Raw genomic sequence first — 13,983 nt, 5'->3', positions numbered from 1 at the left:
CCCGGTCGGCGAGAACTGCAAGCACTGCGCCGCCGCGCTCTACACCCTGGCCAGCAGCTACGGGCGCGGTGCGGCCAGCGGCGAGCAACTGCCCCATCACCTGCAGCATTGGTTGCAAGGCCTGGAGCAGCCCACCCCCAGGCAAGACGGCGCTGAAGACCGGCGCGGGCGCATGGTCTGCTACCAACTCATGCTCAAGGACGACAAGAGCTGCGCCTTGCGCGTGCGCAAAGGCACCCGCGAAGAGCATGGCATTCGCTACAGCCGCATCCATTCGCTGTACGAACTGCTCTACGAGCCGCCAAAATACGTCAAGGAAGAAGACCTGCGCATCCTGCGTCAGCTGTCGGCGCAGAACGCGCCCTTCGGCCAGGAACGCGGTTTCGCGCTCAAGGGGCACGAAGGCGGCGAACTGCTGCAGCGGGCACTGGACACCGGGCGCCTGATGTTCATCGAAGACTTTCCCTTGATGGTTCAGGGCGCCCCGCGCCAGGCGCAATTCCGCTGGGTACGCCTGAACAGTGGCGACTATCGGGGCATGTGGTACAACGGCGAGGAACCGCTCAATTGCGTGCTGCCGCTGGTGCCGCTGTTCTACTTCGATGTCGACAGCCAAGAAGTCGGCACCGTCACCCACACCCTCGACCCGCACACCGCCCTGCAGCTGTCCCTTGCCCCCGATGTACCGGAACACCTTATCGTGCCCCTCAGCCACAAGCTCAACGCGCTCAACCATCACCTGCCGACCCCCACCGCCGTGCAGGAGGAACAGCTCGACGGCATCGAGCCGACCCCACACTTGACCCTCGGCAGTCTCGAATTCAGCGCCTACACGCCCAAGACCGGGCGCATGCAACGCCAGATGCAGCACCGCGCCGCGCTGGCGTTCGACTACGACGGCCTGCGTGCCAGCGGCAGCGACGACAAGTCACTCAGCCGCCTGGTGGGCACCACCAGCCAGCGCATCCAGCGCCAGCCACAGGCCGAGCAGGCCCTGCGCATGGCCCTGCGCGACCACGGCTTCAAGGTGGCGACCCGCCAGAGCAAGGCCCTCCCCGACAGTGCCGGCGAAATGTACCAGTTGCCCGACGACGAAGCCTGGCTGCGCTTCGCCCGCGAGGGCCTGCCGCGCCTGCGCGAAGCGGGCTGGGCGATCGACGTGCACCGCGACTTCGCGTTCAACCTGCACGAGGTCGACGACTGGTATGCCACCATCGAGGAAGCGCCAGGCCACGAATGGTTCGACCTCGAGCTGGGTATCGTGGTCGACGGCCAGCGCCACAGCCTGCTGCCCATTGTCCTGCAACTGCTGCGCACCAGCCCGGAACTGCTGCGGCCCAGTGAACTGGCGCGGCGCAATGACGACGAGCACCTGCTGATTGACCTCAACCGCGCCCGCCATGACGGCCCGGCGCTGCGGGTCGCCCTGCCCTACGGGCGCATCAAGGCGGTGATGGGCACCCTGGGCGAACTGTACCTGCACGAGGACGCCGTGGGCCCGAGCCTGCGCCTGGACCGCACCGATGCCGCACGCCTCAACGAAATCGACCACCTGCCGCTGCAATGGGAAGGCGGCAGCCATGTGCGCGACCTGGGCCGACGCCTGCGTGACGCTCGCGACCTGCAGGTGATGCCGCCCAAAGGCCTGAACGCCACATTGCGCCCCTACCAGCAGCAAGGCCTGAACTGGCTGCAGGCCCTGCGCGAGATGGGCACCGGTGGCATCCTCGGCGACGACATGGGCTTGGGCAAGACCCTGCAGACCCTGGCCCACCTGCTGCTGGATAAAGAAAGCGGGCGCCTGGCACATCCGGCGCTGGCGGTGATGCCCACCAGCCTGGTGCCCAACTGGCTCGACGAAGCCCGGCGCTTCGCCCCCGACCTGCGCGTGCTGGCCTTGCACGGCCCAGGCCGCAACAAGCACTTCGCCAATCTGGCCGACTATGACCTGGTGCTGACCACCTACGCCCTCGCCCCCCGCGACCTCGAACCACTCAAGGCCCAGCCCTGGCACCTGCTGGTGCTGGACGAGGCGCAGAACATCAAGAGCAGCACCAGCAAGGCCGCCCAGGCCGTTCGCGAGCTGCAGGCCAGCCAGCGCCTGTGCCTGACCGGCACGCCGATGGAGAACAACCTCGGCGAGCTGTGGTCGATCTTCCACTTCCTGATGCCTGGCTGGCTGGGCGACAGCAAGCGCTTCACCCAAGACTACCGCACCCCGATCGAGCGGCACGGCGACGCTGAGCGCATGGCCCATCTGGCCAGCCGCATCCGCCCGTTCCTGCTGCGCCGTACCAAGGAACAGGTGGCCACCGAACTGCCGGCCAAGACCGAAATGATCCACTGGGTCGAGCTCAGCGACGCCCAACGCGATACCTACGAGGCGCTGCGGGTGGCAATGGACAAGAAAGTCCGCGACGAGATCGCCCGCAACGGCGCCGCGCGCAGCCAGATCGTCATCCTCGACGCGCTGCTCAAGCTGCGCCAGGTGTGTTGCGACCTGCGCCTGGTCAAGGGTACCGAGGCCAAGGGCACATTCGCCGACAAGGGCAAGCTGGGCAGCCTGCTGGAGATGCTCGAGGAGCTGCTCAGCGAGGGGCGCAAGGTGCTGCTGTTCTCGCAGTTCACCTCGATGCTGGCGCTGATCGAGTTCGAGTTGGAGAAGCGCGGCATCCGCTACAGCCTGCTGACCGGCGACACCCGCGACCGCCGCGCTCCCGTGCAGCAGTTCCAGAATGGCGACAGCGAGGTATTCCTGATCAGCCTCAAGGCCGGCGGCACCGGGTTGAACCTGACCGCCGCCGACACTGTGATCCACTACGACCCGTGGTGGAACCCGGCCAGCGAGAACCAGGCCACCGACCGCGCCTACCGCATCGGCCAGGACAAGCCGGTGTTCGTGTTCAAGCTGATCACCCGTGGAACGGTGGAAGAGAAGATCCAGCAATTGCAGCAAGAGAAGGCGGCACTGGCAGCCGGGCTGCTCGATGGCGGGCAGGCCGGGCAATGGCGGTTGGGGGATGAAGAGATCGAGGCGCTGTTCGCGCCGCTGCCGGGCAAACGAAGTAAGTAAAAGCCCGCTCCCACGAACCCTCAGGGGGGCGTGGCAGCGGGCTTGCCCGGGACGAGGCCAGCGAGGTCAATCGACCAGCTGAGCTTCCTTCAGCGCCCCCAGCGCCTCCAGCCAACGCGGCTGCTGGCGGTAATCGGTACGCGCAAAGCCCTGCCCGCGCATCCGTGCAATCCGCGGCGACGGCTTGACCTTCATGCGCTGCGCCGCGCTCAGCGCCAGCTCGGCCGAAGCCCGGTCATTGCACACCAGGCCCATGTCGCAGCCCGCGCTCAATGCAGCCTCGATGCGGCTGGCGGCATCGCCCACCACGTGGGCGCCGGCCATGGACAGGTCATCGCTGAAGATCACCCCGTCAAAGCCCAGCTCGCCGCGCAGGATGTCCTGCAGCCAGCGCCGGGAGAAGCCGGCCGGCTGGTTGTCGACCTGCGGGTAGATCACGTGGGCCGGCATCACCGCCGCCAACTGGCCGCTCAAGCGGGTGAACGGTACCAGGTCGGCCGCGCGCAGTTGTTCCAGGCTACGGTCATCGACCGGGATCGCCACATGGGAATCGGCCTCGGCCCAACCATGGCCGGGGAAATGCTTGCCACAGGCCGCCATGCCCGCTGCATTCATGCCGCGGATGAACGCGCCAGCCAGTTCGGTGGCCCGCTGCGGATTGCCTTCGAAGGCGCGGCTGCCGACCACCGCGCTACGCTGGTGATCGAGGTCCAGCACCGGGGCGAAGCTCAGGTCCAGGCCTACCGCCAGCACCTCGGTCGCCATTAACCAGCCGCACTGCTCGGCCAGGTATTCGGCATTGGCGTTGTCGGCGATGGCGCGCATGGCCGGCAGGCGCACAAAGCCCTGGCGCAGGCGCTGGACCCGCCCGCCTTCCTGGTCCACGGCGAGGATCAGCTCGGGACGGATGGCGCGGATCGAGGCGCACAGCTCGCGCACCTGGCGTGGGCTGTCGATGTTGCGGGCAAAGATGATCAGGCCGGCCACTTCGGGCTGGCGCAGCAGATGGCGGTCTTCGGCGGTCAGCCATTTACCGGCGATATCCACCATCAGGGAGCCTTGCAGGCTGGCAGTCATTGGGAATCCTTCATTGGAGATCCGGAGGTCGCGCGCGCGCACGCAAACATCGGACAACGCGGTGTCCGATCGTTCAGTGGCGAAGCTGCCGTGTTGACAGGGATTGCGGCGGGGGCGAGTGCTGGCATGGGCGCTAGCTTAGCGCAAGCGCCCTGCCCCGCCCAGTGCTCAGGCCTTGGCGGGCGCGCCGGACTTGCTGCGTGGGCGCAACTGCGCCGCGGCCATGGCCTGGTCGGTGACACCGCTGTCGGCACGCATGCCGGCGGCCAGGAACGGCACCATCAGGCGCATCACCTGCTCGATCGAGGTGTTGATGCCGAAGTCGGTTTCGGCGATGGCGCGCAGGGCCTTGATACCGGACATGCTGAACGCCGCGGCGCCGAGCATGAAGTGCACGCGCCAGAACAACTCCAGTGGCGGAATGCGCGGCGCGGCCTCGTTGACCAGCAGCATGTAGCGGCGGAATACCTTGCCGTACATGTCTTCCAGGTAACGGCGCAGGTGCCCCTGGCTCTGGCTGAAGGCCAGGCCCAGCAGGCGCATGAAGATCGACAGGTCGTTGTTGCTGCGCGGTTGCACGACCAGGGCCTGCTCCACCAGCATTTCCAGCAGCTCCTCAAGCGAGGCCTTCTGCTCGGGACGCGCCTGGTGGCGGTCGAGCTCACGCTCCAGGCTGGCGCAGAACGGGCCCAGGAAGCGGGAAAAGACCGCCTGGATCAGGGCTTTCTTCGAACCGAAATGGTAGTTCACCGCCGCCAAGTTGACCCCGGCCTTGCTGGTGATCAGCCGCAATGAGGTTTCCGCGAACCCGCGCTCCGCGAACAGCTGCTCCGCCGCATCGAGGATGCGCTCAACGGTTTCCGATTGGGCCATGACTACTCCGCCTGACAAACAGTTGTTTGAAACATACGTTTCAGTGCTGCACATGTCAAGGCTAGGTGACTGGCCGGTCGCCATTTAAAAGCGCCAAGCCACAAGCTGCAAGCGACAAGATGCACCCGACGCGCTCTATTTCTTGCAGCGAGTAGCTTGCAGCCGCCTCATCACTGTATATAATCCCAGTCACTGTATATAAAGACAGAGCCCTCGCCCATGCTGAAACTGACGCCACGCCAAGCCGAGATTCTGGCTTTCATCAAACGCTGCCTCGAAGACAACGGCTTCCCGCCGACCCGTGCCGAGATCGCCCAGGAATTGGGCTTCAAGTCGCCCAACGCCGCCGAGGAGCACCTGAAAGCCCTGGCCCGCAAGGGCGCCATCGAGATGACCCCTGGCGCTTCCCGCGGTATCCGCATCCCCGGCCTCGAGCCCAAGCAAGAGGACAGCGGCCTGCCCATCATCGGTCGCGTCGCTGCCGGTGCACCGATCCTCGCCGAGCAGCACATCGAGGATTCCTGCAGCATCAACCCGGCCTTCTTCCATCCGCGCGCCGATTACCTGCTGCGGGTACACGGCATGAGCATGAAGGACATCGGCATTTTCGACGGCGACCTGCTCGCCGTGCACACCACCCGCGAAGCCCGCAACGGCCAGGTGGTGGTAGCCCGCATTGGCGACGAAGTGACCGTCAAGCGCTTCAAGCGCGAAGGCAGCAAGGTCTGGCTGATCGCCGAAAACCCCGAATTCGCCCCCATCGAAGTCGACCTGAAAGACCAGGAACTGGTGATCGAGGGCTTGAGCGTCGGCGTCCTGCGCCGCTGAACCAGGAGGCGTCATGCAGCCGTTCACCCATGTACCCCAGCAAGCCCAGCTGCCGCTGTTCGAGGCCTTCCTTGCCCAGCCGGTGCTACCAGGCCTCAAGCCCAGCGCGCCATCGCGCAAGAGCAGCCAGCCAGAGCTGTTCAGCGAGCTGGCCCTGCGCGGCGCGCCAGGGCACTGCCAGAGCCTGCTGGCGCCGATCCTGCGCGAACTCAGCGAAGAAGACGACAGCCGCTGGCTGACGCTCATCGCCCCACCCGGCAGCCTCACCCAGGCCTGGCTGCGCGACGCCGGCCTAAACCGCGAACGCATCCTGCTGCTGCAACCCGGCGGCAGGCAGACAGCCCTGCAACTGGCCTGCGAGGCACTGCGCCTCGGGCACAGCCATACCGTGGTCAGCTGGCTGGGCACCATCAACAGCAACGCCCGCCAACAGCTGCAGCGCGCAGCGGCCAGCGGAAACGCACAAAGCCTGAACATCCGCCTCGGCTGATGTTCAGGCTTTGCCTGTCAATCGCTTGAAACCCTGGGCCGCTACCTTGGCTCAGTGAAGGACGCGCGGCCCCTCTTCACGCTCGAAGTCGCCTTCAACCAGGCGGCCGGCCATTTGCACGCCAACGCTGAGCATGGCCTTGGCCACTTCCACATGCTGTCCTTGCAGGAATGCCTTGGCATCCTCGGAAAAATCCAGGGTTACCAGGGAGCCTTCATCTTCGGCGCGACGCAGCTCGATCCGGCCATCAGGCAACTCGACAATTTCTAGAAAGGACGTTGACATAAAGGGCCTGCTTTTCACGAAAGGCCATTAGTGTACCAGCCATGGAAGCGCTCAGCACTCACTCAGCGCATCGCGGAATCGTCTCACCAGGCTTTTCAGGTTCTGCCGCCAGGCCTCCAACTCCTCCCGGGAAAGCTCAGCCGGCTCAGGCTCGTCCAGATTGACGGCCTGGATCAGCGGCTGGGTAACGTCACCCTTGACGGTTTTCTTGGCGACCGGTGGTCGGAACAAATCGGCATAAGCCGCCAGCAGACGCGCCAGCCAGGTTTCCGGCTGGCGGGCCAACTCCAACAGCTCGGCCATTTCCGGTATCGCCACGCTCTGCAGCACCTCGTCGCTGAACAGCAATTCCGCCCGTGCCGCCGAGGCCTGGGGCAGGCGGTAGAAGCCGGCGATCTCATGGCACAGCCCAAGCAGCGCGCCATACAGGTGGAACAGCGCCGACTCGCGCTCGGCCTGGAGCAGCCCCTGGGCATTCAGCGCCTGACTGTCCGCGGCCTTGGCCATGGACTCCAACGCGAGGCCGGCGAAGAACAGTTTCTGGTTGGTACGGGTGTAGAGTTCCTGGGCCATTTCGACTGACTCCTGAAGGCTGCAAGGCGATACCGCAGTTTCCGGGATTCGCCGACTTTACCGCAAGCACAAACGATCGCGGGGCAAGTCCGCCCCCACAGATATCAAAAGGTACCTGTGAGAGCGAGCCTGCCCCGCGATAAGCCAGAAGCTCGGATCAGCGCTTGTCTTCGACCTTCCACGCCTTGCCGTCGTAGAACGCCTTCCAGCCGGTCGGTTTGCCGTCAACCTCGGACTGCACGTACTGCTCCTTGGTCTTGCGGCTGTAGCGGATCACCGTTGGGCGCCCTTCCGGGTCCTTCTGTGGCGCTTCGCAGAGGAAGTGATACTTCGGATCGATCTCGTGCTTGTGCGGGACGATCTCCAGCACCAGCGGCGCACGGGTTTCGCGGTTTTTCGGGAACTGGCTGGCGGCCAGGAACAGACCTGAGGCACCGTCACGCAGTACGTAGGTGTCGTCGACCTTCTCGCACTTGAGCTCCGGCATGTCCACCTTGTCCATTTTCGGTGGCGCCGCCTCGCCGCTCTTGAGCAGCTTGCGGGTGTTCTTGCAGGTTGGGTTGGTGCAGCCGAAGAACTTGCCGAAACGGCCAGTCTTGAGCTGCATCTCGCTGCCGCACTTGTCGCATTCCAGGCTCGGGCCTTCGTAGCCCTTGATGCGGTAGTTGCCTTCTTCGATCTCGTAGCCGACGCAGTCCGGGTTGTTACCGCAGATGTGCAGCTTGCGCTTCTCGTCGAGCAGGTAGGCATCCATCGCCGTCGCGCAGATCGGGCAGCGATGCTTGCCGCGCAGCACCAGGGACTCGGACTCGCCCTCGTCGTCGGCGGCGATTTCGTCGCCCGGCACCAGGTTGACCGTTGCCTTGCAACGCTCCTTTGGCGGCAGGCTATAGCCCGAGCAGCCGAGGAACACGCCGGTGGACGCGGTACGGATCATCATCGGCCGGCCACATTCCTTGCACGGAATGTTGGTCAGGGTCGGCTGGTTGGCGCGCATGCCGTGCTCGCTGGACTCGGCGGTCTGCAACTTCTTGCTGAAGTCGCCATAGAACTCGTCGAGGACGTTCTTCCAGTCACGCTCGCCCTGGGCCACGTCGTCGAGGTTCTCCTCCATACCGGCGGTGAAGCCGTAGTCCATCAGGTTGGCGAAGCTCTCGGACAGGCGCTCGGTGACGATGTCGCCCATCTTTTCGGAATAGAAGCGGCGGTTGTGCAGCGTGACGTAGCCGCGATCCTGGATGGTGGAAATGATCGCCGCATAGGTGGATGGGCGGCCGATACCGCGCTTTTCCATTTCCTTGACCAGGCTGGCTTCGGTGAAGCGTGCCGGCGGCTTGGTGAAGTGCTGGCTGGGATCGAGCTGGATCAGCTTGAGTGCTTCACCCTGGGCCATTTCCGGCAGCACGTCGTCTTCGCCCGGCTTGCTCTGCTGCGGCAGGACACGGGTGTAACCATCGAACTTGAGGATACGGCCCTTGGCGCGCAGCTCGAACTCGCCCGCCACCACGGTGACACTGGTGGACAGGTACTGCGCCGGCGGCATCTGGCAAGCCAGGAACTGGCGCCAGATCAGCTCGTACAGGCGCTCGGCGTCACGCTCCATGCCACTGAGCTTGGTCGGGTGGGTGCTGACGTCGGACGGACGGATCGCTTCGTGCGCCTCCTGGGCCCCTTCCTTGCTGCCATAGACGATGGGCGCGGCAGGCAGGTACTGCTTGCCGAACTCCTTCTCGATGTAGCTACGGGCCATCTCGACAGCGTCGGTCGACAGGTTGGTCGAGTCGGTACGCATGTAGGTGATGTAGCCGGCTTCGTACAGACGCTGGGCCATCATCATGGTCTTCTTCACCCCGAAGCCCAGGCGATTGCTTGCGGCCTGCTGCAGGGTGGAGGTAATGAACGGTGCCGAAGGCTTGCTGCTGGTCGGCCGGTCCTCGCGCTTGCTCACGCTGTAGCTGGAGGCCTTGAGCTTCTCCAGCGCGGCCATGGCCTGGGCTTCGTTAAGCGGTTTGAAGGCCTCGCCCTTCTCACGGGCTACCTCGAAACGCACCTTGGCGTTCTTGGCAGTACCCAGGTCGGCATGGACTTCCCAGTACTCTTCGGGGTTGAACGCCCGGATCTCGCGCTCGCGCTCGACCACCAGCTTCACCGCCACCGACTGTACGCGGCCGGCGGAAAGGCCACGGGCGATTTTCGCCCACAGCAGCGGCGAGACCATGTAGCCAACCACGCGATCAAGGAAACGCCGCGCCTGCTGGGCGTTGACCCGGTCAATATCGAGCTCACCCGGCTGGGAGAAGGCTTCCTGGATGGCTTTCTTGGTGATCTCGTTGAACACCACGCGCTTGTAACGACTGTCGTCTCCGCCGATGGCCTCGCGCAGGTGCCAGGCGATGGCTTCCCCCTCGCGATCCAAGTCGGTTGCGAGATAGATGGTGTCGGCATCCTTGGCCAGGCGGCGCAGCTCCTCGATGACCTTCTCCTTGCCGGGAAGGATCTCGTACTTGGCCTTCCAGCCCGCCTCGGGGTCGACCCCCATACGTGCGACCAGAGTACGGCGCGCCTTCTCCTTTGGCGACAAGGCAGGAGCCTCGGCCGCGGTCTTGCCGCGCTTGGCCGCCGGTTCCTTGCTCGCACTGGCGGAACCGCTGGTGGGAAGGTCACGGATGTGGCCGATACTCGACTTCACCACGTACTGGCTGCCCAGGTACTTGTTGATGGTCTTGGCCTTGGCCGGGGATTCCACAATGACCAGCGATTTGCCCATGGATCGGAGTATTCCTGAATCTGAAGATGAAAAACGCGTCAGGTGCCGGACGCGGCACCGCTATATATAGTGGCAAAAGAGTGAGGTCAAGCGCGGTCTATCACTCGTGCGCCTTGCCCAGCCGCTCGCCAAGGCCCTCTTCGGCCTTGACCAAAGCAAAGCGTGGCACCTGCTCGCCGTCAACCTCGACGGACTCCTGGAACATCGAAAGTGGCCTGACCCAGAAGCTGTAGTCACCATACAGACACTGGTAGAACACCATCCACTCCTCGCTCTCGGAGTGTCGCGCAGCGCTGAAAACACGGTACTCAGGGCCTTTGTAATGCCGGTACACACCAGGTTGTATCTGCATGTCGCTCGCCCTCTTGAACAAATCCTGTAAAAAACAAAAGCCGGGGCACATGGCCCCGGCTGCTGTCCTGCGACGCGATCAGACGCGTTCGAAGACAGTGGTGATGCCTTGGCCCAGGCCGACACACATGGTGGCGACGCCCAGGGTACCGCCATTTTGCTTCATGACGTTGAGCAGGGTGCCGGAAATCCGCGCCCCCGAACAACCGAACGGGTGGCCCAGGGCGATAGCGCCGCCGTGCAGGTTAACCTTCTCATTCATCTTGTCGAGCACTTTCAGATCTTTCAGCACCGGCAGGGCCTGTGCGGCGAAAGCTTCGTTGAGCTCGAAGAAGTCGATGTCGGCGATGGTCAGACCAGCGCGCTTGAGGGCTTTCTGCGTCGACGGAACCGGGCCGTAGCCCATGATCGCCGGATCCACGCCGGCGACCGCCATCGAACGGATGACCGCCAGTGGCTGGATCCCCAGGTCCATGGCGCGCTGGCCGGACATGACGATCATGCACGAGGCGCCGTCGGTGATCTGCGACGAGGTGCCCGCGGTGACGGTGCCGCCTTTCGGGTTGAACGCCGGCTTCAGCGACGCCAGGCCTTCGAGGGTGGTTTCCGGGCGAATGGTCTCGTCGTAGTCGAAGACCTTCAGGAAGCCGTTCTCGTCGTAACCCTGCATCGGGATGATCTCGTCCTTGAACTTGCCTTCGACCGTCGCCTTGTGGGCGAGCTGGTGCGAACGCACACCGAACAGATCCTGTTGCTCACGGGTGATGCCGTGCATCTTGCCCAGCATCTCGGCGGTCAGGCCCATCATCCCGGAAGCCTTGGCAGCGTGCAAGGACAGGTGCGGGTTGGGGTCGACGCCATGCATCATGCTGACGTGGCCCATGTGCTCGACACCACCGATGACGAACACGTCGCCGTTGCCGGTCATGATCGCCTGGGCGGCGGTGTGCAGCGCGCTCATCGACGAGCCGCACAGGCGGCTGACGGTTTGCGCGGCGGAGGTGTGCGGGATCTGGGTCATCAGCGACGCCATGCGGGCGATGTTCCAGCCCTGCTCCAGGGTCTGGTTGACGCAGCCCCAGATCACGTCCTCGACTTCCTTCGGGTCGACCTTGTCGTTGCGCTCCAGCAGCTTGCTGATCAGGTGCGCGGACATGTCTTCGGCACGGGTGTTGCGGTGCATGCCACCCTTGGAGCGGCCCATCGGCGTGCGACCGAAGTCGACAATCACCACGTCTCTTGGATTCAGGCTCATATCAATATTCTCGCTCTAGCTCGTGGGCGCTCAGTTGAAGAAGCGCTGGCCGTTCTTGGCCATTTCGCGCAGCTTCGCAGTGGGGTGGTACAGCGGCCCCAGGTCGGCGTACTTGTCGGCCAGTGCGACGAACTCGGCGACCCCGATCGAATCGATGTAGCGCAGCGCGCCACCGCGGAAGGGAGGGAAACCGATGCCGTAGACCAGGCCCATGTCGGCTTCGGCGGCGGTGGCGACGATGCCGTCTTCCAGGCAGCGCACGGTTTCCAGGCACAGCGGCACCATCATCCAGTTGATGATGTCTTCGTCGGTGACTTCACGCTGCTCGAAGATGACCGGCTTGAGCACGTCGAGCACGCTGGCGTCGGCGACTTTCTTCGGCTTGCCGCGCTTGTCGGTCTCGTAGGCATAGAAGCCCTTGCCGTTCTTCTGGCCCAGGCGGTTGGCTTCGTACAGGGCGTCGACGGCGGAGCGACGATCGTCCTTCATGCGGTCCGGGAAGCCTTCGGCCATCACGTCGCGGCCGTGGTGGCCGGTGTCAATGCCGACCACGTCCATCAGGTAGGCCGGGCCCATCGGCCAGCCGAACTTCTCCATCACCTTGTCGATGCGCACGAAGTCGACGCCAGCGCTGACCAGCTTGGCGAAGCCGCCGAAGTACGGGAACAGCACGCGGTTGACCAGGAAGCCCGGGCAGTCGTTGACCACGATCGGGTTCTTGCCCATCTTCTTGGCGTAGGCCACGGTGGTGGCCACGGCCACGTCGCTGGACTTCTCGCCACGGATGACTTCCACCAGCGGCATCATGTGCACCGGGTTGAAGAAGTGCATGCCGACGAAGTTTTCCGGACGCTTGAGCGCCTTGGCCAGCAGGTTGATGGAGATGGTCGAGGTGTTGGAGGCGAGGATCGCATCCTCTTTCACCTGGCCTTCCACTTCAGCCAGCACGGCCTGCTTGACCTTCGGGTTCTCGACCACGGCCTCGACGATGATGTCGACGTTGCCGAAGTCACCGTAGGACAGGGTCGGACGAATGGCGTTGAGGGCCTCGGCCATCTTGGCCGGGGTCAGGCGACCCTTCTCGACGCGCTTGCCGAGCAGCTTGGAGGCCTCGTTCAGGCCGAGCTGGATGGCTTCCTCGCGAATATCCTTCATCAGGATCGGGGTGCCCTTGACCGCCGACTGGTAAGCGATGCCGCCACCCATGATACCGGCGCCGAGCACGGCGGCCTGTTTCACGTCGTGAGCGATCTCGTCGTGGGCCTTGGCCTTGCGCTTGAGCTCCTGGTCGTTCAGGAACAGGCCGATCAGGCTCTCGGCGACCGAGGTCTTGGCCAGCTTGGCGAAGCCTGCGGCCTCGACCTCGAGGGCCTTGTCACGGCCGAAGTTGGCGGCCTTCTGGATGGTCTTGATGGCCTCGACTGGCGCCGGGTAGTTCGGGCCGGCCTGGCCGGCAACGAAGCCCTTGGCGGTCTCGAAGGCCATCATCTGCTCGATGGCGTTGAGCTTGAGCTTTTCCAGCTTGGGCTGGCGCTTGGCCTTGTAGTCCAGCTCACCGCTGATGGCGCGCTTGACCAGGTCCAGGGCACCGGCCTGCAGCAGCTCAGGGGCGACCACGGCATCGACGGCGCCGACTTTCAGGGCGTCCTCGGCGCGGTTTTCCTTGCCGGAGGCGATCCACTCGATGGCGTTGTCCGAGCCGATCAGGCGCGGCAGGCGCACGGTGCCGCCAAAGCCTGGGTAGATGCCCAGCTTGACTTCCGGCAGGCCGATCTTGGCGCTGCTGGCCATGACCCGGTAGTCGGCGGCCAGGCACATCTCCAGGCCGCCACCCAGGGCGATGCCGTTGATGGCGACCACGGTCGGCACCTGCAGGTCTTCGAAGTCACTGAAAATGCGATTGGCTTCCAGGTTGCCGGCGACCAGTTCGGCCTCGGGCAGCTTGAAGTTGTCGACGAACTCGGTGATGTCGGCGCCGACGATGAACACGTCCTTGCCACTGCTGACGATCACGCCCTTGACCGAGGCATCGGCCTTGATCACGTCCACGGCCTGACGCAGCTCGTTCAGAGTGAGACGGTTGAACTTGTTGACGGACTCACCCTTGAGGTCGAACTTCAGTTCGACGATGCCGCTTTCAAGAGCCTTAACCGTGATGGCTTTACCTTCGTAAATCATCAACTGATCTCCACGATATGGAAGCTGAACAGTACACGTCGATCGCTGGCAGCAAGAGCCGGTCTACCGGTCCCTCGCCCCAGGCACACCCGTCGACGCGCTAATCGGGATTCTGTAAGAGCCGTCTGACATACAAACGCTCAATTCATACGCCCGTTTGACTTGGGTGTGCACACATTCCCCGAAAAGAACCGCGTTGTCAAATACTCGCGAAGGCCGTGAAAACGCGACTT

At 64.2% G+C, this 13,983-nt stretch carries 11 protein-coding genes; 3 read left to right on the top strand and 8 right to left on the bottom strand.

Annotated features, from left to right (window positions below):
* Positions 1 to 172: 172 nt before the first annotated feature.
* The gene (locus DFS21_RS18020; RefSeq protein WP_371926874.1) at positions 173 to 3,073 is read left to right on the top strand and encodes a DEAD/DEAH box helicase; all 2,901 of its coding nucleotides are present in this window, start codon (positions 173 to 175) and stop codon (positions 3,071 to 3,073) included.
* Positions 3,074 to 3,139: 66 nt separating this feature from the next.
* On the opposite strand, the gene nagZ is transcribed toward DFS21_RS18020, so the two are convergent.
* Positions 3,140 to 4,138 carry a beta-N-acetylhexosaminidase gene (gene nagZ / locus DFS21_RS18015; protein WP_178082039.1) on the bottom strand — a complete coding sequence of 333 codons (999 nt, stop codon included), beginning with the start codon at positions 4,136 to 4,138 and terminating at the stop codon, positions 3,140 to 3,142.
* A gap of 180 nt (positions 4,139 to 4,318) precedes the next feature.
* Positions 4,319 to 5,023 (bottom strand): TetR/AcrR family transcriptional regulator, encoded by a 705-nt coding sequence (locus DFS21_RS18010; protein WP_046856397.1) that lies wholly within the window; start codon positions 5,021 to 5,023, stop codon positions 4,319 to 4,321.
* 219 nt (positions 5,024 to 5,242) lie between these two features.
* On the opposite strand from DFS21_RS18010, the gene lexA reads away from it, so the two are divergent.
* Together lexA and sulA are read left to right on the top strand one after the other, a co-directional pair.
* Entirely contained in the window at positions 5,243 to 5,851 is a 609-nt protein-coding gene (gene lexA, locus DFS21_RS18005; RefSeq protein WP_110698740.1) for a transcriptional repressor LexA, read from the top strand.
* 13 nt (positions 5,852 to 5,864) lie between these two features.
* A complete protein-coding gene (gene sulA, locus DFS21_RS18000) occupies positions 5,865 to 6,341 on the top strand; it encodes an SOS-induced cell division inhibitor SulA (RefSeq protein ID WP_110698742.1) in 477 nt (158 codons plus the stop codon).
* A gap of 51 nt (positions 6,342 to 6,392) precedes the next feature.
* On the opposite strand, the gene DFS21_RS17995 is transcribed toward sulA, so the two are convergent.
* From DFS21_RS17995 to fadB, 6 genes are all read right to left on the bottom strand, one after another.
* Positions 6,393 to 6,626: a hypothetical protein gene (locus DFS21_RS17995; protein ID WP_023630868.1), complete on the bottom strand. Its 234-nt coding sequence runs from the start codon at positions 6,624 to 6,626 to the stop codon at positions 6,393 to 6,395.
* A gap of 51 nt (positions 6,627 to 6,677) precedes the next feature.
* The gene (locus tag DFS21_RS17990) at positions 6,678 to 7,199 is read right to left on the bottom strand and encodes a DUF6586 family protein (RefSeq protein ID WP_023630869.1); all 522 of its coding nucleotides are present in this window, start codon (positions 7,197 to 7,199) and stop codon (positions 6,678 to 6,680) included.
* Between the two features lie 157 nt (positions 7,200 to 7,356).
* Positions 7,357 to 9,966 (bottom strand): type I DNA topoisomerase, encoded by a 2,610-nt coding sequence (gene topA / locus DFS21_RS17985; RefSeq protein ID WP_111532756.1) that lies wholly within the window; start codon positions 9,964 to 9,966, stop codon positions 7,357 to 7,359.
* Between the two features lie 100 nt (positions 9,967 to 10,066).
* Positions 10,067 to 10,318 carry a DUF1653 domain-containing protein gene (locus DFS21_RS17980; protein ID WP_050704830.1) on the bottom strand — a complete coding sequence of 84 codons (252 nt, stop codon included), beginning with the start codon at positions 10,316 to 10,318 and terminating at the stop codon, positions 10,067 to 10,069.
* A 78-nt stretch (positions 10,319 to 10,396) separates the two neighbouring features.
* Positions 10,397 to 11,572, bottom strand: a complete 1,176-nt coding sequence (gene fadA / locus DFS21_RS17975) for an acetyl-CoA C-acyltransferase FadA (protein ID WP_023629457.1) — start codon at positions 11,570 to 11,572, stop codon at positions 10,397 to 10,399.
* A gap of 30 nt (positions 11,573 to 11,602) precedes the next feature.
* A complete protein-coding gene (gene fadB / locus DFS21_RS17970) occupies positions 11,603 to 13,750 on the bottom strand; it encodes a fatty acid oxidation complex subunit alpha FadB (protein WP_046856399.1) in 2,148 nt (715 codons plus the stop codon).
* Positions 13,751 to 13,983 lie beyond the last annotated feature (233 nt).

Origin of the sequence: Pseudomonas sp. 2848 (assembly GCF_003253945.1) — a bacterium.
Classification (GTDB): Bacteria; Pseudomonadota; Gammaproteobacteria; order Pseudomonadales; family Pseudomonadaceae; genus Aquipseudomonas.
This window is presented reverse-complemented; position numbering and strand designations above follow the sequence as displayed.